The organism is Rhodanobacter lycopersici, from assembly GCF_040812335.1.
GTDB lineage: Bacteria > Pseudomonadota > Gammaproteobacteria > Xanthomonadales > Rhodanobacteraceae > Rhodanobacter_A > Rhodanobacter_A lycopersici.
Genome location: NZ_JBFOHK010000001.1, coordinates 642,938 through 666,212, shown reverse-complemented (window position 1 = coordinate 666,212; position 23,275 = coordinate 642,938). Strand labels below are relative to the sequence as shown.

General features: G+C 65.9%; 17 protein-coding genes, 1 pseudogene and 1 riboswitch. Of the genes and pseudogenes, 9 read left to right on the top strand and 9 right to left on the bottom strand.

The genetic code is table 11. The features are described 5' to 3' along the window. The first annotated feature begins 282 nt into the window (after positions 1–282). From hflK to msrA, 5 genes are all read left to right on the top strand, one after another. Positions 283–1,353 (top strand): FtsH protease activity modulator HflK, encoded by a 1,071-nt coding sequence (gene hflK, locus ABQJ54_RS03100; protein ID WP_367852798.1) that lies wholly within the window; start codon positions 283–285, stop codon positions 1,351–1,353. Next, complete coding sequence (gene hflC, locus ABQJ54_RS03095) at positions 1,350–2,222, top strand: protease modulator HflC (RefSeq protein WP_367852797.1); 873 nt, start codon at positions 1,350–1,352, stop codon at positions 2,220–2,222. The genes hflK and hflC overlap by 4 nt, the downstream gene beginning before the upstream one ends. A 125-nt stretch (positions 2,223–2,347) precedes the next feature. Then, positions 2,348–3,640 carry an adenylosuccinate synthase gene (locus ABQJ54_RS03090; protein ID WP_367852796.1) on the top strand — a complete coding sequence of 431 codons (1,293 nt, stop codon included), beginning with the start codon at positions 2,348–2,350 and terminating at the stop codon, positions 3,638–3,640. Between the two features lie 123 nt (positions 3,641–3,763). Then, positions 3,764–4,210, top strand: coding sequence for a peptide-methionine (R)-S-oxide reductase MsrB (gene msrB, locus ABQJ54_RS03085; protein ID WP_367852795.1), 447 nt, complete (start codon positions 3,764–3,766; stop codon positions 4,208–4,210). Further along, positions 4,210–4,731, top strand: a complete 522-nt coding sequence (msrA, locus tag ABQJ54_RS03080; RefSeq protein ID WP_367852794.1) for a peptide-methionine (S)-S-oxide reductase MsrA — start codon at positions 4,210–4,212, stop codon at positions 4,729–4,731. Before msrB ends, msrA begins: the two co-directional genes overlap by 1 nt. Positions 4,732–4,812: 81 nt before the next feature. Here the strand turns inward: msrA and ABQJ54_RS03075 are convergent, their stop codons facing one another. The 3 genes from ABQJ54_RS03075 to ABQJ54_RS03065 form a co-directional block, all read right to left on the bottom strand. Continuing rightward, positions 4,813–5,031: a hypothetical protein gene (locus ABQJ54_RS03075; protein WP_367852793.1), complete on the bottom strand. Its 219-nt coding sequence runs from the start codon at positions 5,029–5,031 to the stop codon at positions 4,813–4,815. Between the two features lie 64 nt (positions 5,032–5,095). After that, entirely contained in the window at positions 5,096–5,866 is a 771-nt protein-coding gene (locus ABQJ54_RS03070) for a LytR/AlgR family response regulator transcription factor (RefSeq protein ID WP_367852792.1), read from the bottom strand. Continuing rightward, positions 5,863–7,125: a sensor histidine kinase gene (locus ABQJ54_RS03065; RefSeq protein ID WP_367852791.1), complete on the bottom strand. Its 1,263-nt coding sequence runs from the start codon at positions 7,123–7,125 to the stop codon at positions 5,863–5,865. Before ABQJ54_RS03065 ends, ABQJ54_RS03070 begins: the two co-directional genes overlap by 4 nt. 220 nt (positions 7,126–7,345) lie before the next feature. Here ABQJ54_RS03065 and ABQJ54_RS03060 point away from each other — a divergent pair, with 220 nt between their 5' ends. Further along, the gene (locus ABQJ54_RS03060) at positions 7,346–10,000 is read left to right on the top strand and encodes a M1 family metallopeptidase (protein WP_367852790.1); all 2,655 of its coding nucleotides are present in this window, start codon (positions 7,346–7,348) and stop codon (positions 9,998–10,000) included. A 219-nt stretch (positions 10,001–10,219) separates the two neighbouring features. Beyond that, positions 10,220–10,861: a hypothetical protein gene (locus ABQJ54_RS03055; protein WP_367852789.1), complete on the top strand. Its 642-nt coding sequence runs from the start codon at positions 10,220–10,222 to the stop codon at positions 10,859–10,861. A 214-nt stretch (positions 10,862–11,075) separates the two neighbouring features. On the opposite strand, the gene ABQJ54_RS03050 is transcribed toward ABQJ54_RS03055, so the two are convergent. From ABQJ54_RS03050 to ABQJ54_RS03040, 3 genes and pseudogenes are all read right to left on the bottom strand, one after another. Then, complete coding sequence (locus tag ABQJ54_RS03050) at positions 11,076–12,239, bottom strand: MalY/PatB family protein (RefSeq protein ID WP_367852788.1); 1,164 nt, start codon at positions 12,237–12,239, stop codon at positions 11,076–11,078. Between the two features lie 268 nt (positions 12,240–12,507). Further along, a complete protein-coding gene (ovoA, locus tag ABQJ54_RS03045; protein ID WP_367852787.1) occupies positions 12,508–14,655 on the bottom strand; it encodes a 5-histidylcysteine sulfoxide synthase in 2,148 nt (715 codons plus the stop codon). A 227-nt stretch (positions 14,656–14,882) separates the two neighbouring features. Beyond that, a pseudogene (locus tag ABQJ54_RS03040) lies at positions 14,883–15,159 on the bottom strand (hypothetical protein); the annotation flags it as partial. A gap of 190 nt (positions 15,160–15,349) precedes the next feature. Between ABQJ54_RS03040 and ABQJ54_RS03035 the strand changes: the two are divergent. After that, positions 15,350–17,980: a M1 family metallopeptidase gene (locus ABQJ54_RS03035; protein WP_367852786.1), complete on the top strand. Its 2,631-nt coding sequence runs from the start codon at positions 15,350–15,352 to the stop codon at positions 17,978–17,980. Between the two features lie 203 nt (positions 17,981–18,183). On the opposite strand, the gene ABQJ54_RS03030 is transcribed toward ABQJ54_RS03035, so the two are convergent. Together ABQJ54_RS03030 and gcvP are read right to left on the bottom strand one after the other, a co-directional pair. Beyond that, positions 18,184–18,657, bottom strand: a complete 474-nt coding sequence (locus tag ABQJ54_RS03030; protein ID WP_367852785.1) for a hypothetical protein — start codon at positions 18,655–18,657, stop codon at positions 18,184–18,186. Between the two features lie 189 nt (positions 18,658–18,846). After that, positions 18,847–21,768, bottom strand: a complete 2,922-nt coding sequence (gene gcvP / locus ABQJ54_RS03025; RefSeq protein WP_367852784.1) for an aminomethyl-transferring glycine dehydrogenase — start codon at positions 21,766–21,768, stop codon at positions 18,847–18,849. 38 nt (positions 21,769–21,806) lie between these two features. Beyond that, positions 21,807–21,900: riboswitch (glycine riboswitch) on the bottom strand. Between the two features lie 287 nt (positions 21,901–22,187). Between gcvP and ABQJ54_RS03020 the strand changes: the two genes are divergently transcribed. After that, positions 22,188–22,604 (top strand): VOC family protein, encoded by a 417-nt coding sequence (locus tag ABQJ54_RS03020; RefSeq protein WP_367852783.1) that lies wholly within the window; start codon positions 22,188–22,190, stop codon positions 22,602–22,604. A 10-nt stretch (positions 22,605–22,614) separates the two neighbouring features. Here the strand turns inward: ABQJ54_RS03020 and ABQJ54_RS03015 are convergent, their stop codons facing one another. Then, positions 22,615–23,232, bottom strand: coding sequence for an HAD family hydrolase (locus ABQJ54_RS03015; RefSeq protein WP_367852782.1), 618 nt, complete (start codon positions 23,230–23,232; stop codon positions 22,615–22,617). Positions 23,233–23,275 lie beyond the last annotated feature (43 nt).

The window sequence follows — 23,275 nt, the reverse complement described above, 5'->3', positions numbered from 1 at the left end:
CCTGTTCGATGCCTTCGCATTGCCCGCGTTGCCTTGCCGGGGCCGTCAGGTGGTAGTGCGTGGCGCAGCGCCTGGCTGGCTGGCTGGCAGGTCAAGCCGCGCGCTGCCGCATGGCGGCCCCGGCAAGGCAACCCGGAGGGCCGGGTCTGTTTGCCCGCAGACCCGCGTCATCACTCAGTCGTGGACCGACGTCCACTCCTTCGCTCTTCCTTGGCCTGCGCGCAAACAGCTTCCGGCGCGGGCCATGCGAAGGCATCGAACAGGCTCTAAAGGAGACTGACCATGGCCTGGAATGAACCCGGCAGCGGGCAGAAGGATCCGTGGAACCGGCCGCGTCCTGGCGGCAACAAGTTCTCGCCGGACCAGCTGCTGAAGAGTCTCGGCAGCCATTTTGGCCGGCTGGGGCGCGGTCCCGGCGGCATTCTTACCGCCGTCATCGTGCTGGTCGTGGTGGGCCTGCTGATGAGCAGCTACACCATCATCGACGCGCGCCAGGTGGGCGTGGTGCTGCGTTTCGGCGAGTACGCGCGCACGTTGCCGCCGGGCTTCCACTTCAAGCTGCCGACCCCGATCGAGGCGGTGGACAAGGTCGAGGCCACGCGCATCCGCTCGGTCAACGACCGCGTCTCCATGCTGACCCGCGACGAGAACATCATCACCATCGATTTCACCGTGCAGTACCAGGTGGACGACGCGCGCAAGTATCTGTTCTCGGTGAGCGATCCCGACGGCAGCGTGAGCGCGGCGGCCGAAGCCGCGGTGCGCTCGGTGGTCGGCGGCAGCGACATGGACCAGATCCTTTCCGCCGCCGGCGTGAACCTGGTGAGCGAGGCGCAGCAGGCGCTGCAGAAGACGCTGGACAGCTACGACAGCGGCCTGCGCGTCACCGAGGTGAGCTTCCAGAACGTGGCCCCGCCGGCGGAGGTGAAGGACGCCTTCGACGACGTCAACAACGCGCGCGAGGACAAGCAGAGCATCGAGAACAACGCGCTGGCCTATGCCAACAAGGTGGTGCCGGTGGCGCGCGGCGACGCGGCGCGCATCGCCGCCGAGGCCGAGGGCTACAAGGCCGAGCGCATCGCCCGCGCGCAGGGCGACGTCGCCCGCTTCGACCTGCTGCTGAAGGAATACAAGGCTGCGCCCGCGGTGACCCGCAAGCGGTTGTGGCTGGAGACGATGGAACAGGTGATGGCCGACAACCCCAAGGTGATCGACGGTTCCGGCGGACGCAACATCATCAACCTGCCGGCCGGGCACAGCGCGCGCAGCGCGGCTGGCGCCGCGGCGGTGGTGGTGCCTGCAGCGGCGAGCTCCAGCAGCGATGCGGCCGCGGACAAGGAGAAGCAGCCATGAGGCGGATCGTTGCCATCGTCGTCGCGGTGCTGCTCGTGCTGCTCGGCCTCAACAGCATGTTCGTGGTGAGCGAGGGGCAGAGCGCGCTGCTGCTGCAGTTCGGCCGCATCGTGCGCGCCGACTACCCGCCCGGCCTGCACCTCAAGCTGCCGGTGGTCCAGCAGGTGCTGCATTTCGACAAGCGCATCCTGTCGCTGGATGCGCAACCGGAGCGCTACTTCACCTCCGAGAAGAAGAGCGTCAACGTCGACTTCTACGTGAAGTGGCGCATCGCCGACAACGCGGCCTACTACCGCGCCACCGGTGGCGACCAGCTGCAGGCGGAACAGCGGCTGACCCCGATCATCAAGGATGCGCTGCGCTTCGAGTTCAACGCGCGCACGCTGCAGGACCTGATCTCCGGTGGCCGCAAGGACATCACCGAGCGGGTGCGCCAGCTGACCGATGCTTCGGCGCGCAGGAATCTAGGCATCGCCGTGGTCGACGTGCGCATCAAGCGCATCGATCTGCCGGACGAGGTGAGCGAGTCGGTGTACAAGCGCATGCGTGCCGAACGCCTGCAACTGGCCAACGAACTGCGCTTCACTGGCCAGGAGGTGGCGGAGAAGATCAAGGCCGATGCCGACCGCCAGGGCCAGGTGCTGCGTGCCGATGCCGGGCGCGACGCGGCCAGGGTGCGTGGCGAGGGCGATGCCCAGGCCGCGGCGATCTACGCGCAGGCCTACAGCCAGGATCCGGAATTCTTCGCGTTCTACCGCAGTTTGGCCGCCTACAGGAAGTCGTTCGAGAACGGCAACGGTGTGCTGATCCTCAAGCCCGACTCGGAATTCCTGCACTACTTCGGCAATCCGGAGCCGGCCAAGCATTGAGCGTCGCGTCGCCAGGCCAGGCGACGCGGTGCATGCGTCACTGAAAGAGTTCACGGCAGCTAAGCGCCGACACAGGTACCTTTTCGCGCTCCACCAAGGGGCGCCTCAAATTGAGCGAGAACGTCATGGGCAAGTCAGTTGTCATCCTCGGGGCCCAGTGGGGCGACGAGGGCAAGGGCAAGATCGTCGATCTGCTGACCGAGCGGGTCAGCGCGGTGGCGCGTTTCCAGGGTGGCCACAACGCGGGCCATACCCTGGTTATCAAGGGCAAGAAGACCGTGCTGCACCTGATCCCCTCGGGCATCCTGCGCGACGATGCGCTGTGCCTGATCGGTAACGGCGTGGTGCTGTCGCCGGAGGCGCTGATCAAGGAAGTTGCCGAGCTGGAGGAGCAGGGCGTGGACGTGCGCTCGCGCGTCAAGATCAGCCCGGCGACGCCGCTGATCATGCCGTACCACATCGCGGTCGACAAAGCGCGCGAGGCCGCCGCCGGCAAGAGCGCGATCGGCACCACCGGCCGCGGCATCGGCCCGGCCTACGAGGACAAGGTGGCGCGCCGCTCGGTCCGCGTGGCCGACCTGATGTACCCGCACGAGCTGCCCGCGCTGCTGAAGACCGCGGTGGACTACCACAACTTCATCCTCACCCAGTGGCTGAAGGCCGAGCCGGTGGACTACGACACCGTGCTGAAGGACGCGCTGGCCTGGGGCGAGTACATCAGGCCGCTGGTGGACGACGTGGCCACCATCCTGCACGACGTGCGCAAGGACGGCGGCAACATCCTGTACGAAGGCGCGCAGGGCGCGCTGCTCGACATCGACCACGGCACCTATCCCTACGTCACCTCGTCCAACACCACGGTGGGTGGCGCGCTGGCCGGCACCGGCGTGGGCGCGCACGACATCGACTACGTGCTGGGCATCTGCAAGGCCTACGCCACGCGCGTGGGCGGCGGTCCGTTCCCCACCGAGCTGCACGACGAGATGGGCGAGCGGTTGCGCAAGGTGGGCAACGAGTTTGGCGCCAGCACCGGTCGTCCGCGCCGTTGCGGCTGGATCGACCTGGTGGCATTGAAGCGCGCCGTGCAGATCAACGGCATCAACGGCCTCGCGATCACCAAGCTCGACGTGCTCGACGGCCTGGAGACGATCAAGGTCTGCATCGCCTACGAGTACCGCGGCAAGCGCCGCGAGCTGGCGCCGCTGGATGCGGACGGCTGGGACGAGTGCAAGCCGGTGTACCTGGAGTTCCCGGGCTGGCAGGAATCCACCGCCGGCATCCGCGACTGGAACAGGCTGCCCGCCGCCGCCCGCGCCTACCTGCGCGCGGTGGAGGAGCTTTCCGGCTGCCGGCTCGCCATCGTCGCCACCGGCGCCGACCGCGACGACACCATCGTGCTGGACGACCCGTTCGCCTGATCGACGCCTGCTGCCGGTGAAGCAAAAGCCCCGCGTCGCGGGGCTTTTGCTTGGCTACACTTGTTTGGATCGGCCCCGCGCGCCCCCATCTCGGTTCGCGTCGATCCCGAGTGGAGACTTGCCATGTCCATGTACCGCAAGACCCCCGAAGCCCTGGCGCGACTGACGCCCGAGCAGTACCGCGTCACCCAGCAGAACGCCACCGAGTATCCGGGCACGGGCGAATACCTGCATCACCACGCCGCGGGCATCTATGTGGATGTGGTGTCGGGCGAGCCGCTGTTCGCCTCCACCGACAAGTTCGACTCGCACTGCGGCTGGCCCAGCTTCACCAGGCCGCTGGAGCCGGCGAGCGTCCGCGAATTGCGCGACAGCACGCACGGCATGACCCGCACCGAAGTCCGCTCGTCGCATGGAGACAGCCATCTGGGACACGTCTTTCCGGATGGCCCCGCCGAGCGCGGCGGTCTGCGTTATTGCATCAATTCCGCCTCGCTGCGTTTCGTGCCGCGCGCCGACATGGAAGCGGAGGGCTATGGCGCATGGCTGGACCAGGTGGAGGGCGAATGATGGCTACCGAACGCGCCGTGCTTGCCGGGGGCTGCTTCTGGGGCGTGCAGGAGTTGCTGCGCAAGCTGCCGGGCGTGCTGTCCACCCGCACGGGCTATGCCGGCGGCGATGTGCCCAATGCCACCTATCGCCATCACGGCACGCATGCCGAGGCGGTGGAGATCGTGTTCGATCCTGTGCGCATCGGCTACCGCGAACTGCTGGAATTCTTCTTCCAGATCCACGACCCGAGCACGCCGAACCGGCAAGGCAACGATCGCGGCAGTTCCTACCGTTCCGTGATCCTGTACGCCAGCGAGGCACAGAAGCACATCGCCGAAGACACCATTGCCGACGTGGACGCCTCCGGCCTGTGGCCGGGGCGGGTGGTGACCGAGATCCAGCCGCTGGGCGATTTCTGGGAAGCCGAGCCGGAGCACCAGGACTACCTGCAGCATTACCCCGGCGGCTATACCTGCCATTTCGTGCGGCCGGGTTGGCGCTTGCCGCGTCGCGAAGGTGAAACGGGGCAGGGGTCGTGAACGGCTTCGCGAAGGCGGTGCGATCACCTTGACGGGCTGCACGGCTGGCGCCGCGCGTATGATCTGGCGCGAGGGCGCGGCTCAACGAGCTTTCGCGATCTCGGCGGCGCGCATGCATCGATCGAACGCGACGTTGCGCAAGCCAATGCCGGTGCTGTCCACGGCATAGGCGGGAGAGACGGCGGCGCGTACCCTGCAGTTCCGCTCGGCGTGCAGGCGCAGCAGGTCGTGATCGAGGGGTTGCGAGGCGCAAGCGGCCAGGCAAAGGCCGGCCAAGCCGGCCATCGTCAGCTTCAACATGATGAGTTTTCCGATGTGGTTGGGTCTTACGCGTGGCTGCACATGGCGAGCCGCGCGCGGTGGATCACATGCTGCGGAACAGCGCCATGAAGGGCAGGCTCACGGTGAGGGTTTCGGGGCGTTGCTTGAGGCGCACGGTGCCCTTGCCGCTGTCGTCGCGGACGATGGAGGCGATCGCTTTCAGGTTGACGATGGTGGAGCGGTGGATCTGCTTGAACACGGCCGGGTCGAGCTGCTCCAGCAGTTCGCGTATCGGCTTGCGCAGCAATGCCTCGCCGTCGGCGGTCATCGCCACGGTGTACTTGTGGTCGGCGCGGAAGTAGGCGACGTCGTCCACCATGATCAGCCGCGTCTCGCGGCCGGTGCCGGCGGTGATCCAGGTCAGCGGCGGCGCGGCGCCGGTTTGCGCGGCACCCTGTGCCAGTTCGCGCAGCAGCAGGGCGAGGTCGCTGCGCGCGGCGTGGCCGGCGGTGGCGCGCCGCTTCAGGCGTTCGATGGTGGCGGCGAGTCGTTCAGCGGTGATGGGCTTGAGCAGGTAGTCGATCGCGCCGCGTTCGAACGCGGCGATGGCGTACTGGTCGTAGGCGGTGGTGAACACCACCTGCGTGGCGGGACTGGCTTCGGCTGCCGCCGCGGCCACTTCCAGGCCACTCAGGCCCGGCATGCGGATGTCGAGGAAGGCCACGTCCGGATGGTGCGTGGCGATGGTTTCGAGTGTGTCGGCACCGTTCTCGCATTCGGCGATCACGTCCAGTTCCGGCCACGCTTCGCTGAGCAGGCGACTCAGCGCATCGCGCAGCAACGGTTCGTCCTCGGCGATCACGGCGCGGGTCATGAGCGTGATTCCGTTGCGCCCGGTGCAGCCTGTTGCGCCGGCACGGTGAGCGTGGCGGCCACGCCTTCCGGCACGTTGGCGACCACCGCCAGCGAGGCGCGCGGTCCGTACACGAGTTGCAGCCGCTCGCGCACGTTCTTCAGGCCAATGCCGGTGCCGCCGCCGGCCGCACCGAAACCCTGGCCGTCGTCGACTACCGTGATCGCCACGCTGTCGCCGTCGCGGCGGCCCAGTATCCACACGGTGCCGCCGCCGGGTTTGGGTTCGAGGCCGTGCTTGATCGCGTTCTCCACCAGCGTCTGCAGCATCATCGGCGGCAGCGTGATGGCGCGCAGCGCATCGGGCACTTCGATCTTCAGCTCCAGCCGTGCGCCCATGCGGATCTTCAGGATCTCGAGGTAGGCGCGCGCGCGTTCCAGCTCTTCGCCGAGCGTGGAGAGCGTTTCCTCCGCGCTGGGCAGCGAGTGGCGCAGATACTGGATGAGATGGCCGAGCATGCGGTCGGCCTGCGCCGGCTCGCTGCGCGTGAGGTATTGCGCGCTGGCCAGCGTGTTGTAGAGGAAGTGCGGCTCCACCTGCGCGTACAGCAGGTTGAGTCTGGCCTGCGCCAGTTCCTTGTCGGTGGCGGTCTGGGCGGCGGCCTGCTGTTCGCGGCGGCGGCGTTCGGTCACGCGGCGGGCGAGGGCGCGGGAGATCGCCTCGGCATTGACCAGGTTGCTGCCGTCGTCCACGCGGAACCAGTCGGTCCACGCACCGCTCTCCGGTTCGCACACCAGCATGACGCTGCCGATGCCGTCGCCCGGCGTCACCGTGGCGAAAATCTGGTTGCGCCGGCTGCCAAGCCAGCTGAAGGGGTTGAGCCAGCCGAGCACGGCGCGGCCATAGGGGTTCGGGCGGCGCATCTTGGAGCGTACCTGCAGGCTGTCGCGGGCGCTTTCGACTTCCTCGGTATAAGGCAGCTCGCGGATCGTCGCATCCAGCATGTCGAACGCCTCGCCGGCCTCGAACGGCAATTCGATCTGCCGGCGCTGGCGGTTGCCCAGGGTGTCCAGGTTCACGTGCCCGGCGATCAGGCGCACGCGACGCAGGTGGGAGAACGCGCCGGTCACCACCAGCACCAGCACCGCGAAGGCGATGATTTCCGGCAGCGGCTGGATGTTGCGGAACGGGCCGCTGTGGCCCATCACGACCAGGATGAAGAACAGTGCCAGCAGCCAGGCGATGACCAGCCGTGCCACGAAGAAGATGCCCTTGATCACGATGGTGTCCCCGGTGGTGGATCGTCGGGAGCGAGCATAGCGGCCGATTCTGCGGGTTTCGCCGGGCAAGCGACCAGGCTGGGTTCGGCGGGTGCGGAACGGGCGAAAGGCGGCGCGAAGCATGGCCGGCAGGCATGACTTCCGGCCATTCCTGCCCGTCGTCGCCGGCACCACCATGGGCGGCAATCCATCCCACGTTGTCCTCCAAGGAGAGGTTTCCATGCGCAAGTCCCTGGTTTCCGCGATCGCGCTGGCGCTCGCCATGTCCGCCGGCGCCACGCTGGCGATGCCGGCGCGGCCGGCGGCGGCCGCGTCGTCGCAGACCCCCACGCAGTTGCCGCGCAACGTGCGCCCCGTGCACTACGCCGTGGCCATCACTCCGCATGCCGAGAAGATGGACTTCGACGGCTGGGTGACCGTGGACGTGCAGGTGCTCAAGCCCAGCACCCGCATCACGCTCAATGCCGAAGGCATGACGTTCTCGTCGGTGACACTGGCGCCGGCCTCGGGCAAGGTCGCGGCCATGAAGGCCAAGGTCGCGGTGGACGAAAAGACGCAGACCGCCACCTTCAGCTTCGACAAGCCCGTCGCGCCGGGCCGCTACAAGCTGGCGATGGACTACGTCGGCACCATCGGCACCCAGGCCAACGGCCTGTTCGCCATCGATTACCCGACCGCCTCGGGCCAGAAGCGCGCGCTGTTCACCCAGTTCGAGAACTCCGACGCACGCCGCTTCATCCCGTCGTGGGACGAACCGGCGTACAAGGCCACGTTCGACCTCAGCGTCACCGTGCCCGCCAGCGAGATGGCGGTGAGCAACATGCCGGTGGCCTCGAAGGCCGGCGCCGGCAACGGCATGGAGAAGGTGACCTTCCAGACCACGCCGAAGATGTCCACCTACCTGCTGTTCTTCGGGCTGGGCGACTTCGACCGCGTTACCACCACCTCGGACGGCACCGAGATCGGCGTGGTCATGCAGAAGGGCAAGGGCGCGCAGGCGGCCTTCACGCTGGACTCGGCCAAGGCCGTGCTGCACGACTACAACGACTACTTCGGCATCAAGTACCCGCTGCCCAAGCTGGACAACATCGCCGCGCCGGGCAGCAGCCAGTTCTTCTCGGCGATGGAGAACTGGGGCGCGATCTTCACCTTCGAGTACGCCATGCTGCTCGACCCGTCGTTCTCCACGCAGGGCGACAAGATGGAGGTGTTCAACACCGCCGCGCACGAAATGGCGCACCAGTGGTTCGGCGACCTGGTGACCATGAACTGGTGGGACAACCTGTGGCTCAACGAAGGCTTCGCCTCGTGGATGGCCGAACGCGAGACGGAGAAGGTGCATCCCGAGTGGAACACCGTGCTCGACACCGTGGGCGTGCGCGAAGGCGCGATGTCGGTCGACGCGGTGGCCACCACGCACCCCATCGTGCAGAAGATCGACACCGTGGAGCAGGCCAGCCAGGCCTTCGACACCATCACCTATTCCAAGGGTGAGGCGGTGATCCGCATGCTCGAGGCCTACGTCGGCCCGGAGAACTGGCGCCAGGGCGTGCACAACTATCTCAAGGCGCATGCCTACGGCAACACCGTGTCCGACGACCTGTGGCATGCGATGGACGGCGTGGCCCCCGGCAAGCACATCACCCAGGTGGCGCACGACTTCACCCTGCAGCCGGGCGTGCCGCTGATCAAGGTGGACTCGGCCATGTGCAGCAACGGCGAAACCACCATCAAGCTGACCCAGGGCGAGTTCACCAAGGATCGCCCGGACAAGCAGCCGCTGCGCTGGCACGTGCCGGTGATCGCGCGGGTGGTCGGTAGCCCCGCCGCCAGCACGCTGGTGGATGGTTCCGCCACGCTGAAGCTGAAGGGCTGCGGCCCGGTGCTGGTGAACGCGGGGCAGAGCGGTTACTACCGCACGCTGTACGCGCCGGCGCAGCTTGCCGCGCTGAAGCAGGACTTCAACAAGCTCGCGCCGATCGACCAGCTCGGCCTGATGAGCGACACCTGGGCCGAGAGCATGGCCGGCCTCGAACCGGTGTCGGATTTCCTCGACATGGCCAAGTCCACCCCGGCCAATGCCGATCCGGAAATCTGGGCGGAAGTGGCCGGCAGCCTCGAAGGGCTTGACCAGTACTACCGCGGCGACAAGGCGCGCCAGGATCGCTTCCGCGCCTATGCCGTGGCGCAGCTCAAGCCGGTGTTCGCGCGCGTGGGCTGGGACGCCAGGCCGGACGAGAGCACCTCGACCACGCTGCTGCGTACGCAGTTGATCGGTGCGCTGTCCGAATTGGGTGACGCGGACATGCTCAAGGAAGTGCGCCGCCGCTTCGACGCGCAGGCCACTGATCCGAAGGCGGTGCCGGCGGCCTTGCGCAAGACCATCTTTGCCATCGTGGCGCAGCATGCCGACGCGGCCACCTGGGACAAGCTGCATGCCGAGGCCAGGGCCGAGAAGTCGCCGATGATCAAGGATCGCCTGTACGGCCTGCTCTCCGTCGCCGAGGACAAGGCGCTGGCGCAGCGCGCACTCGACCTCGCGCTCACCGGCGAGCCCGGTGCCACCAACAGCGCCGGCATGATCCGCGGCGTGTCCTGGCAGCATCCGGAAATGGCCTACGACTTCGCCATGGCGCATCGCGCGCAGATCGACAAGCTGGTCGATTCCACCTCCAGCAGCCGCTACTACCCGTCGCTGGGCGGCAGCTCGTTCGATCCGGCGATGATCGAGAAGATCAAGGCCTACGAGGCCACCATCGATCCGTCCTCGCGCCGTCCGGCCGACACCGTGATCGCCAACATCCAGTACCGCATGATGGTCCGCAAGGATCGCCTGCCGGCGGTGGATGCTTGGTTGGCGAAGAACGGGGGCTGAGCGTTTCGGCAGGTGACATGAAACAAGGCTCCGCATGCAGGGCCTTGTTTTTGCTCTGGAAGAGGTCAGTTACGGTATTCGTTGGCTGGATTTCCATTATTTTGGAAAGTGCCGTCGTAATTTTTGTGGATCGACGTGGGTAGCGGTATTGTGGTTAAGCTTAGCAACAAATTTTGTTGCAGAGCATGTGTGAGGCGTGCTGTCTCATTAGGGGGGGCTGTGAATCGTATTCAATGGCTACGTTTCGTGCCTATTGCAATAATTGTGGGATTCGCACTGGTTGGTCGGCCTGCCCACGCGGACGATTGGTCGAATTTTGCTCTCGTGGGATGTGATGCCGCCACCAATGTGGTGGATGTGCAGGAGATTTCCGTAGATGGCGACCAAGAAACGTATCCAGCACCCAGCGGGTATCGGTCAAAGTGGCTTGGCTCGCTGGTCAAGTACATTTCACCACCCGAAGGAGTGCCTGATGATGCTGTGCACGGGACTTATCGCAAAAAAATTGGAGATTGGAAGGTTTCGTGCACACTGAAAGGTAATGTTTACCTAATCATCGTCTCGCCTTGGAGCTTGAATGACATGGTGATGGGGCAGTGCGGGCCGGGAGATCCTGATTTGGAGCTTACTGTGTATCGTGATAGGAAGTTGCTTGTCAAAAATCTGCGATTTTCATATGCAGGGGAGTGCATGCAAGATAATAATCTTGCATTCTTTTTAAGAGTAAAGCTGTCCGAAGTGAAGAGAGTAGTGACGATCGGGGATATCTCTTCCAAGATACCTGAGTTCGATATTCCTTATTCGCAAATGCCAAAGTTTGACCAACGTAATTCGGCCACTCTCAAATATAAGCCGAACTAGTCTCAGCGCTTCGATGGTTTAGATCCACTCTTGGTCAGAAAAGCCGTGTGCATGGAGAGGCCTTGATCTTCAACCCCTCTCCTCCAAGTGGGAGAGGAGGTGAGGCACTTACGCCTCGGCGTCTTCCTTGTACGCATCCACTGGTATGTAGGTGCACATGATGTTCTTGTCGCCATAGACGTTGTCGAGAACAATCATTGGCTTAGGCAAGCAGTTAGTCCAACGCCGCCTTAAGGGCACCCAGTGCCGCCTCGATATTCCGTCGCTGCGTACCGATGTTCATGCGCATGAAGCCGTTGCCACCGGGGCCGAAATCGATGCCGGGATTCAGGCCGAGCTGGCAGCGATGGATGAAGAAGTCGCGCAGCGCGTGGTCATCCATGTCCAGCGCGCGGCAGTCCAGCCACAGCAGGTAGCCGGCTTCGGGCGGCACCAGGTGGACCGAGGGGATGCGCGTGCGCAGGCGGTCGGCGACGAAGTCTCGTGTGCCGCCCAGATAGAGCTTGAGCGCGTCCAGCCACGCATCGCCTTCGCGCCATGCGGCTTCCGCCGCGGCGATGGCGAAGGGGTTGGCGTCGCCCAGATGCATGGCGGCAACCGTCTTGCGCAATGCGGTGCGCAGGTCATCGCGCCCGGCCACCAGCATGGACAGCGCCAGCCCCGAGAGATTGAATGTCTTGCCGGGCGAGAGCAGGGCAATGACGCGGTCATCCGCCTGCGCCAGGCTGCCCAGCGGGCAATAGGTGGCGCCGGGCAATGCGAGGTCGCCGTGCACCTCGTCGGCAATCACGGTGAGGTCGTGGCGGCGCGTGATGTGTAGCACTTCGCCGAGCTCGTCCGGCGACCAGGCGCGGCCGACAGGGTTGTGCGGGTTGCACAGCAGCAGGGCGCGCGCGCCATCGCGGGCCTGCTGTTCGAGTTGCGCGAGGTCCATCGTGTAGCGGCCGCCGGTTTCGCGTAGCGGGTTGTGCAGCAATCGTCGGCCGGCATCCTCCACGGCACGGAAGAAGCCGGGGTAGACCGGTGGCTGCACGATCACCGCATCGCCCGCGGCGGTACATGCCTGCACGGCGGCGGACAAGGCGGCCAGCACGCCGGAAACCGGCACCAGCCAGTCGCGCTCGACGTGCCAGCGATGGCGGCGCATGCACCAGCCGAGGAGTGCCTGCTGCAGGCTTTCGGGGTATTGCGTGTAGCCGTAGATCGGGTGTAGCGCGCGTTCCTGCAATGCCTCGACCACGCGCGGCGGCGCGGCGAAATCCATGTCGGCCACCCACAGCGGGCTGACCTCGTCGCTGCCGAATTTCTGCCGGCGGCCGTCGAACTTCAGCGCGTGGCTGCCGCGGCGATCGATGGGCTGGTCGAAGTCGAAGGTCATGGGCGGCCCCGCGAATCGCTTCGGACAACCACGAAGTGGGATTCGAGTGTGCGCGAGCTTTGGCTAGTGAGCCCCTCTCCCTTCGGGAGAGGATGCCCGAAGGGCGGGAGAGGGTCCGGGCGGAGCGATAGGTTGGTGACTTGCGCAAGACGCTTGCAATGCGCTTCGACCGGACCCTTTCCCCCGGCCCCTCTCCCGGAGGGAGAGGGAAGAAGTGTCGGACGGTCGTGCGCTTGCACAAGGGTGTCGATGAAGCGATCCAAGCGGCTCACGCGCGCCGCCGCCACAGCGTCACCTCGGACAAGGTGTGCTGGTACTTGCGCCGCGTCTCGCGTATCACGAATGGCACTTCGCGTGGTTCGCCCAGCCGCTCGAAGTGCTGGCCGAGGATGGCATCGAGGCCATCCAGCGTGGTGAAGCTTTCGCCGTCCTTCTTGAAGCCGCCCACCCAGTCCGCGCGCGGCGTGTGTTCGGCCAGCCAGGTGTAGGGCGAGGCGATCATCAGGATGCCGCCCGGGTTCAGGCGTTCGTGGATGGCTTCGAGGAATTGCGCCGGGTTGTACAGGCGGTCGATCAGGTTGGCGGCGAGCACGAAGTCGTAGCCGCTGAATTGCGGCTTGAGGTTGCAGGCGTCGCCCTGGAAGAACTCCACCTTGGCCGCGGTGTCCGCCAGGCCCAACTCGGCGAGGTTGCGCGACTTGTATTCGACCAGCTCGCCTTCGTCCTGCAGCAGGTAGCGCAGGCTGTCGCCGCGCGCCAGGGCCACGCCCTGGCCGATGAAGCGTACGGAGAAATCCACGCCGATGACGTGGGCGAAGTGGCGCGCCAGTTCGAAGCTGGCGCGACCCGAGGCGCAGCCGAGATCAAGCGCCTTGCGCTTCGGCGAAGCATCGAGCGCGCCCAGCGCCAGATCGACCAGCGCCTTCGAGAAATTCGGCACGCCGAAGTAGCTGTCGCCGTAATGGAACTCGGCGTATTCGCTGAGCAGCTTGTCGGTTTCGTAGTGCGAGGCGGGGGCGGGTTTCATGTTTTTGGACACCACGTAACGGAAGCCTGCGTGCTGGAAGAAATGGCGGCGGAAGGCGTAGCGCGAAGCGGCCTCGGCCTCGTTGCCGGTGGCGATCCACGAGCCGCCCTTCATCAGGTTGTGGCGGCCGTCGAAGGTGGGTGTGGTGAAGTCGTCGTAGATCGCATGCACCTGGAACCCTTCGAACGGATAGATCGGCGTTTCCGTCCATTGCCAGGCATTGCCGGCCACGTCGAAGAACTCGCCTTGTGCGAAGCGATTCACCGCGCAGGACGAGGCCCAGTGCGCGAGGTTGAGGTTCGCGCCCGGCGTTTCGCCGTGCGGCGCGCCGCGGCGGCTTTCGGCGTACAGGCGATACCATTCGTCCTCGGTGGGCAGGCGCACCGGCTGGCTGCTGTGCGCGGATTTCCAGCGGCAGAATGCCCTGGCCTCGTGGTAGTTCGTTTCCACCGGCCAGTCCCATGGCATGGCCACTTCCTCGGTCATCAGGCGCAGCTTCCAGCCGTCCGCCGAGCTGCGCCAGAACGTGGGATGGCCGGCCTTGGCGAATTCGCGCCAGCCGTTGCCTTCCTCGTCCCACCAGCCGGCCTGGGCGTAGCCGCCGTCTTCCACGAAGGCGAGGAATTCGCCGTTGCTGACGAGGAAACGGCTGGCCTCGAAGGCGGCCACCTCGGCTTCGTGCCGGCCGTATTCGTTGTCCCAGCCGTAGATCGCGCTGTCGATGGAGCGGCCCAGCGCGACGCTGCCTGCCGGCACCTTCACCAGCGTGTTCTCCGGCGCCGTGCCGCTTTCCGTGCAGGGCCGCCACGCGGGATGCGGCTTCACGTAGGCGAGCTTGTGCTGGCGGATCAGCACCGACGAGGTTTCCAGGTGGATGCGCTCGTGCTCGATGCCCATCACGATGGTCCACCACGGATGGTCCCAGCCGATCGGCAGGGTCAGCGGCGCCTCGTCGATCAGGCGCAGCACCAGCGCGCGCACCTTGTCGCGGTAGGCCTTCACCTCGGGCACGCCGGGCCAGTCGTAGTGGGTGTCGTCGAGGTCGTCCCAGCTCATCTCGTCCACGCCCACCGCGAACACGGATTCGAGGTGTGGGTCGATGCGCTGTTCGATCATCCGCGCCAGCAGCAGCTTGTTGACGAAGAACGTGGCGGTGTGGCCGTAGTAGAAGATCAGCGGATGGCGCAGCGTGATCGGCGGCTCGTACCAGGCCGCGTCGACGGCGAGCGTCTCGAACAGCGATTCGTAGCGGTCGAAGGTGCTGGTGAAGTATTCGCGCAGCACCTGGCGCATGCGCGCGGGGTCGGCTTCGTGCAGGTTCGGTGTGCGCGGCAGCGGCGCAGTGGCGGCGGTGCGGCGGCTGGGCTCGGCAAGCGTGGAAGCGTTCAAGGCGATGACCTCACGATCCCGGGGGAATGGATGGGTGTCAGACGCAACAGGATCTGCATTCTGACATGCGGCAGGGCATGTGATCCCGTCATGCGTCCGTCCGGCTCAATGGAGATACATGTGGGGATCCGCCGGTGACTCAAGCCTTGCCGACAAAAAACCGTACATGGCGGGGCTTGGAAAATCGAAAGCCCCTCTCCCGCTTGCGGGAGAGGGGAGTAGAGCGCTTAAGCCCCGGCGTCTTCCTGGTGCGCATCCACGGGGATGCAGGCGCACATGATGTTCTTGTCGCCGTAGACGTTGTCCACGCATGCCACCGGCGACCGGTATTTCTGCAGCTTCAGCGAGGGCAGTGGGAAGGCGGCCAGTTCGCGCGGGTGGCATCGCCCACTCGCAGGCGCTCACCGCAAACGCGGTGTGCGGGGCGTTGCGCAGCGGGTTGTCGTCGCGGTCGAGGCGGCCGTCTTCCGCCGCACGGATCTCGTCGCGGATCTGGATCTGGGCAACGCCACTGGGGGCTTGCGCAGGCCCGCGATGCCCATCAGGGTGATGTACATCCACGAGATCGGCAGGGTCGCCGCGCCGCCGGGGAGCACCTGCCTTGTGCTACTTTCCGGCCGGCATGATGGGGAGGCGGGGCATCCTTGGCATGGAACGCCGCGCGGACACAAGAGTCCATGACGGGGGAAGGCCGATGCGGGTGCTGTTTGGAACGATGACGCTGATGGCGGTGATGCTGCTGAGCGCAAGCCATGCCTTTGCAGCGAATACCCCACCGGTGGCTGTGACGACGCAGCTGCCCGCGGATGTACGTCCCACCCATTACGATCTCGTCATTACGCCGCACGCGCAGGCCATGCGTTTCGACGGCAAGGTTGTGATCGCGCTCGATGTATTGCGCCCCACCGCAAACATCACGCTCAATGCGCTGGATCTGGACCTGACTCGGGCGGTGCTGAGTGGCGGCCCGGATCACGCGCACCTCGATCCACCGCGCATCACGCAGGACAAAAAGGCGCAGACGGCTACGTTTGCCTTTCCCTCCAGCTTGCCGGCCGGCCATTACCAGCTGAGCATCGACTATGCCGGCGTCATCAACGCGCAGGCGTTCGGCTTGTTCGCGGTGAATTACCAGGGCAAGCAGGGCCCGCAGCGCGCGTTGTACACCCAGTTCGAGAATGCCGATGCGCGGCGTTTCTTTCCGTGCTGGGATGAGCCGGCATACAAGGCCACGATTGCATTGACCGCGATCGTGCCGAAGGGCGAAATGGCGGTCAGCAATATGCCGGTTGCCGCGCAGGACGATGTCGGCAGCGATCTGCAGCGGGTGCGCTTTGCCGCCACGCCGCCGATGTCCACGTATCTGCTGTTCTTCGGCCTGGGCGATTTCGAGCGCATCAGCACCCGGGTGGACGGCACGGATATCGGTCTGGTGGCCCCGCGCGGCACAGCGGCGCAGGGCCAGTTCGCGCTTGCATCCGCGCGCGCCATCCTGCCCGAATACAACGCCTATTTCGGCTTGCGCTATCCCTTGCCGAAGCTGGACATCGTGCTTGCGCCAGGCAGCAGTAGCAGTACCGCGGCGATGGAAAACTGGGGCGCGATCTTCTCGTTCGAAGACTACATGCTGCTCGATCCGGCCATTTCCAGCGAAATGAACAAGAGCACGGTATTCAACACGCTGGCGCACGAGATGGCGCACTTGTGGTTCGGCGACCTGGTCACCATGCGCTGGTGGGACAATTTGTGGCTGAACGAAGGCTTCGCCAACTGGATGGCCTTGCGCGCCACCAGCAAGCTGCATCCGGAGTGGGAGCAGGACGTCTACAACGTATGGTTCAGCGAAGGCGTCATGGATATCGATGCGCAGAAGACCACGCATCCGATCATCGAGCCGGTCGCTTCGCCCGAGCAAGGCCAGCAGGCCTTCGATTCGATCACCTATGCCAAGGGCGAGGCGCTGATCGGGATGCTGGAGCACTACATCGGCGAAGATGCCTGGCGCCGCGGCCTGCACCGGTACATCGCGCAGCATGCCTACGGCAATGCCGTATCCGAAGACCTGTGGCAGGCCATGGCGGGCGTGACGACCGAGCCGGTCGCCGCCATCGCGCATGATTTCACTACCCAGCCGGGCGTGCCGCTGCTGCGTGTGGCCGATGCGAAATGCCGGGACGGCCAGACCACGGTACAGGTGAGCCAGGGCGAGTTCGCGGTGGATCAGCCGGGCAAAGTGCCGGGGCATTGGCGAGTGCCGGTGATCGCCCAGGTGATCGGGCAGCCGCAGGTCCGGCAACTGGTGGTGGGCAGTGCGACGCTGAAGCTGCCGGGCTGCGGCGCATTGCTGGTGAACGCGGGACAGACCGGCTACTACCATTCCCTGTACTCGCTGTCACTGCTCGCAGCGATCAACGCGAATTTCCAGAAACTTTCGCGCATGGATCAGATGGGCGAGTTCGACAACGCCTGGGCTTTGTCGATGGCCGGCATGCAACCGGTATCCGAGCCGTTCGAGCTGGTGAAGGCGGCGTCGCCCGCCAGCAACCCCATGTTCTGGTGGGATGTCACCCGGCACCTGTCCGGATTCGATGCGTATTTTCGCGACGATCCGGCCGCGCGTGCGCGCTATCGACGGTTTGCCTCCGCACGGCTGGAGGCGGTATTTGCGCGGGTGGGCTGGCTGCCCAGGCCGGGCGAGCTGGCGTCGTACAAGGTGCTGCGTACGCAGCTGATCGCGGCGCTCGGTACCTTGGACGATGGGCGGATCGTCACCGAAGCACGGCAGCGCTTTCTTGCCCTGCCGGACGCATCATCGGGGGATTTGCGCCAGAACGTGCTTTACGTGGTTGCGCGCCAGGCCGATGCGGATACGTGGAATCGGCTGCTGGCCATGGCCAGAAGCGAGAAGGCGCCGCTGGTGCGGCAGAAGCTCTACGGGATGCTCGCCCTGGCCGAAGACGAGGGACTGGCGACGCGCGCGCTGAACCTGGCATTGACCCCGGAGATCGGCACCAACGGCAGCGCGATATTCACTGGCGTCAGCTTTATGCATCCGGAGCTGGCCTTCGATTTTGCGGTAGCGCATCGCGCGCAGGTCGATGCGATGGTCGGACCCAACGACCGCGCGGAGTTTTATCCGGATCTGGCCTGGGGATCGAACGATCCGAAGATCATCGGCCGCATCCAGGCGTTCGCCGCGGCGCATATTGCGCCCGATGCGCGCAGCAGTGCCGATATGGTGATAAACATGATTCGCCACCGCGCCGAGGTACGGAACAGGCAGGTGCCGCAGATCGATGCCTGGTTGAAGCAGAGCGGATGGTGAGGCGGACGCAGCGAACAGCTGCGACGGTTTCCAGGTTTGCATCATCGCGTGCTCCCCATGCTTGAGCCGTCATTCCCACCTTTGCGGGAATGACGGTCTGTGCCGGAGCTGCGTGATAAGAACGCAGTCCTGTTCTTGGAGTGGCGAATTTCAGCGCCGCTCAAAGGAGCTTTGTCAGGCTGAGAATTTAATCACTGTTCGCGTCAGTATGTGGACAGGACGGGGTCTATGCTGTTCAACATGCGACGTGCCGTGCACATGCACCCGAGTCGCCAAATGCCGAATAAGCCAAGAGCGACAAGCCCTACAGTCATTGATTCGGTATCGGCATTGAGTGGTCTGAGAAACAAGCCACCGAAGATGCCCAGTGTTCCGAACAGAATGCACATGATCGGGAAAGCCGCATTGAACAAATGCGAGCTTCCTGAAGTGCCAAGACGACGATATGCCAAAGCCACGCGGCCGATCCCCGGCACCAGCGAGCGCTGGCCGGCCACCGCGACGTAGTCTCCAGTGGCAATGGGCGAATCAAGCGAGAAGGGCGACCAAAAGCTTACAGGCGGGTCGCCGACCATGAAGGTAGTCACTATTAGCCCGGTGACGTTGCCACCGTCCTTGCCGCCATTGTCGAAATCCGCGACGAAGCCTTTGACGATCTCGATCGACACCATTGACATTCAAGTTCCCTCGTCGATTGTCATCGTATCGTTCGTATGCGAAGTGATGGATCAGTTCACATGGCGGCCTTTGGCATTGAGCCCCTCGCCCGCTTGCGGGAGAGGGGCTGGGGAGAGGGGGCAATGGTGCGAAAGGCTGCCCTCTCCCCTCGGCCCCTCTCCCGCAAGCGGGCGAGGGGAGCAGAGCGCTTAAGCCTCGGCGTCTTCCTTGTACGCATCCACCGGGATGCAGGCGCACATGATGTTCTTGTCGCCGTAGACGTTGTCCACGCGGGCTACCGGCGACCAGTACTTCTGCAACCTCAGCGAGGGCAGCGGGAAGGCGGCCAGTTCGCGCGGGTAGGCGTGCGTCCACTCGCTGGCGCTCACCGCGAACGCGGTGTGCGGGGCGTTGCGCAGCGGGTTGTCGTCGCGGTCGAGGCGGCCGTCTTCCACCGCGCGGATCTCGTCGCGGATCTGGATCATCGCGTCGATGAAGCGGTCCAGCTCGTACTGCGATTCGCTCTCGGTGGGCTCCACCATCAGCGTGCCGGCCACCGGGAAGGACAGCGTGGGCGCGTGGAAGCCGAAGTCGATCAGGCGCTTCGCCACGTCCTCGGCGCTGATGCCGGTGGCGTCCTTGATCGGGCGCAGGTCGAGGATGCACTCATGCGCCACCAGTCCGTTGCGGCCGGTGTACAGCGTGGGGTAGTGCGGCGCGAGGCGCTTGGCGATGTAGTTCGCGTTGAGCAGCGCCACCTGGGTGGCCTTGCGCAGGCCCGCCGTGCCCATCAGCGTGATGTACATCCACGAGATCGGCAGGATCGATGCGCTGCCGAAGGTGGCGGCGCTGACCATCGCACCGTTGCCGGTGCCCTGCGTGCGTGCGCCGTCGTTGCCGAGCGCGCCGGGCAGGAACGGCGCGAGGTGCGAACGCACCGCGCACGGGCCCACGCCGGGACCGCCGCCGCCGTGCGGGATGCAGAAGGTCTTGTGCAGGTTGAGGTGGCTGACGTCCGAGCCCCACTTGCCGGGCTTGGCCACGCCGACCAGCGCGTTCATGTTGGCGCCGTCGGTGTACACCTGTCCGCCGTGCTGGTGGACGATGTCGCAGATCGCCACCACGTCCTCCTCGAACACGCCGTGGGTGGACGGGTAGGTGAGCATGATCGCGGCGAGGTTGGCCGAATGTTTCTCGGCCTGCACGCGGATGTCTTCCAGGTCCACGTTGCCGTTGGCGTCGCACTTGGTGACCACCACCTTCATGCCGCACAGGTTCGCGGAAGCGGGGTTGGTGCCGTGGGCGGACTCGGGGATCAGGCAGATGTCGCGATGGCCTTCGCCGCGCGACTGGTGGTAGGCGCGGATCGCCAGCAGGCCGGCGTATTCGCCCTGCGCACCGGAGTTCGGCTGCAGGCTCACCGCGTCGTAGCCGGTGATTTCCACCAGCTGCGCCTCCAGCCCGGCGATCAGTTCCTCGTAGCCCTGCGTCTGCGCCGCCGGCGCGAACGGATGGATGTTGCCGAACTCCGGCCAGGTCACCGGGATCATCTCGGCGGTGGCGTTGAGCTTCATGGTGCACGAGCCCAGCGGGATCATCGTGCGGTCCATCGCCAGGTCCTTGTCGGCCAGCGCGCGCAGGTAGCGCAGCAGTTCGTGCTCGCTGTGGTGCGTGTTGAACACCGGGTGCGTGAGGAACTTTGACGTGCGCTGCAGCGGCTGCGGGATCAGCGATGGCGCGGAGGTGTCCAGCGCGTCGATGCCGGGCAGCTTGGCGTCGTCGCCGCCGAAGATGCGCCACAGCAGTTCGATGTCGGCGCGCGTGGTGGTCTCGTCCAGCGAGATGCACAGGTACTCGCCCCACGCCTTGCGCAGGTTGGCGCCCATAGCCACCGCGCGCGCCGCGATGGCGTCGGTACGCTCGCCGGTTTTCAGGCTCAGCGTGTCGAACGCGCTGTCGTGGTGGAATTGGGTGAAGCCGAGCTGCTGCAGGCCGGCCTTGAGGATGGCGGCGAGGCGCGCCACGCGCGTGGCGATGCGGGTGAGGCCTTCCGGGCCGTGGTAGACGGCGTACATCGAGGCCATCACGGCCAGCAGCACCTGCGCGGTGCAGATGTTGCTGGTGGCCTTCTCGCGGCGGATGTGCTGCTCGCGCGTCTGCAGGGTCAGGCGGTAGGCCTTGTTGCCTTCGGCGTCGATGGACACGCCGATCAGCCGGCCCGGCATCGAGCGCTTGTAGGCATCGCGGCAGGCCATGAAGGCGGCGTGCGGGCCGCCGAAGCCGAACGGCACGCCGAAACGCTGCGAGTTGCCGATCACGATGTCCGCGCCCATCTCGCCCGGCGTCTTCAGCAGGGTCAGCGCCAGCAGGTCGGTGGCGAAGATGGCCAGCGCGCCCTTGGCGTGGATCTTCGCGACGTCGCCGCTCCAGTCCATCAGCCAGCCGCTGCTGGCCGGGTACTGGATCAGCGCCGCGAAGTAGTCGTCCGCGGCGATCGCGGCGTCCCATTCCTCGGCGGAGTTGGCCAGCTTGACCGTCAGGCCCAGCGGCTCGGCGCGCGTGCGCATCACCTCGATGGTCTGCGGATGCGCGTCGCCGGACACCACGATCACGTTGCCCTTGGCCTTGGCCGAACGCTTGGCCAGCGTCATCGCCTCGGCCGCCGCGGTGGCTTCGTCCAGCAGCGAGGCATTCGCGATCTCCATACCGGTGAGGTCGGCGCACATGGTCTGGAAGTTGATCAGCGCTTCCATGCGGCCCTGCGAGATCTCCGCCTGGTATGGCGTGTAGGCGGTGTACCAGGCCGGGTTCTCCAGGATGTTGCGCAGGATGACGTTGGGCGTGAGGGTGCCGTAATAGCCCTGGCCGATGAAGCTGCGGAACACCCGGTTCTTGCCGGCGACGGCGCGGATCTTGGCCAGCGCCTCCACTTCGGTCATCGCGGCGGGCAGCGCCAGCGGCGCGGTGGACTTGATCTTCGCGGGCACGATCGCGTCGGTCATCGACTCCAGCGAGTCATGGCCGACGGTGTGCAGCATGTGCGCGATTTCGGCATCGTTGGGGCCGATGTGGCGCGCGATGAAGGCGTCGTGGTGTTCCAGCTCGCGCAGGGAAGTGGGGGTCTGGCTCATGGCAGGGGCGTCCGAAAGCAACGTGCGAGCCGCACGCGGGGCGCCCCTCTGTCCTTTTGCCTGAGAGTTTGGAGGCGTGAGCCTCGTGCCCCTTCGGCGCCGGATTCGACCGGTCTCTCCAGAGTGCTATGCGCAGGATGGTATGGGGCCTGAGCGATTACGGGCGTTGCGCCTTCGGCAGCGGTACGCTCCTGATGGAGCGGACGCTTCTCCCACCATGCGTTTGCAGCCGACGATTATACAGGTGCGGCCACCTGTGCGCTTTGCCGCCGTGGGCCACTGGCATGGCCGCATGGCGCGGTTCAGGCAGGGCTGGCGGGCCATCCGGAGGCGGGGCGGACTTCGCCGGGGGGATGTGCGGCGAATGGAGGGTGGCAGGTATGCTGCATGTTCCTGGTTCCCGCAACGGAAGGATCGCGATGATCCGCATCGGCGAAATCGACCACGTCGTGCTGCGCGCCATCGACCCCGAGGCGATGCGGCATTTCTACTGTGACGTGCTGGGCTGCCGCGAGGAGCGGCGGCAGGACGCGATCGGCCTGGTGCAGCTGCGCGCCGGCGTCTCGCTGATCGATCTGGTGAGCATGGATGGCAAGCTCGGCCGCCTGGGCGGTGCCGCACCAGATGCGGAGGGCCACAACATGGACCATCTGTGCCTGCGCGTGGAGGATTACGACGAGCCGGCGATCCTCGCCCATCTCGAGGCGCACGGCGTGCGGGTCGGCGAGCTGGGCTTGCGTTACGGCGCGCGCGGCGAAGGCCCGTCGATCTACTGCTACGACCCGCAGGGCAACATGGTCGAACTCAAAGGGCCCGCGCTGGGTAGCCGGGGTTGATCAGGCACCCTCAGCCGGCCATGGCGCCCAGCGCGGCGGCCAGGCTGCGGCAGTCGGCGAAGTGCCAGTCGGCGAGATCGGGCCAGCGGTTCCCGGGCAGGTTCACCAGCACGGCCTGCGCGCCGGCGGCGCGGGCGCAGGCCAGGTCGTAGGCATAGTCGCCGACCATGGTCAGTCGGGCGGGTTCGACTGCCCAGCGCCCGGCCAGCAGGCACAGGCCGGCGGGATCGGGCTTCGGCAGCGCGTCTTCGCGGCCCAGCACGTCGCCCGGGTCGAAGCAGTCGGCCAGGCCGATCGCTTCGAGCGAAAGCAGGGCCAGTTCGCGCAGGTTGCGGGTGAGGATGCCGAGCCGGCAGCCGCGTGCCGCGAGCGTGCGCACCAAGGCCACCGCGCCGGCGGCGGGGCGGGAAGCCTGCGCGAGTCCGCGTTCGTGCTCGAGCAGCCAGGCACGCTTGGCGTCGGCCTCATGCACGGGCAGGGCGGCGATGTGGACGAGGATGTCCTCGTCGTCGCGGATGCCCAGCGCCCGGCGGATCGCGGCGAAGTCGTGCACGGCGACGGTCAGCGTGCCGTCGAGATCGAACACCCAATGGCGTCGGTCGGCGAGGGCATGGGGCGAAGACGTCATCGGCGGCTCATCCGCTGCGGCACGTGTGGATCGCAGAAACGAC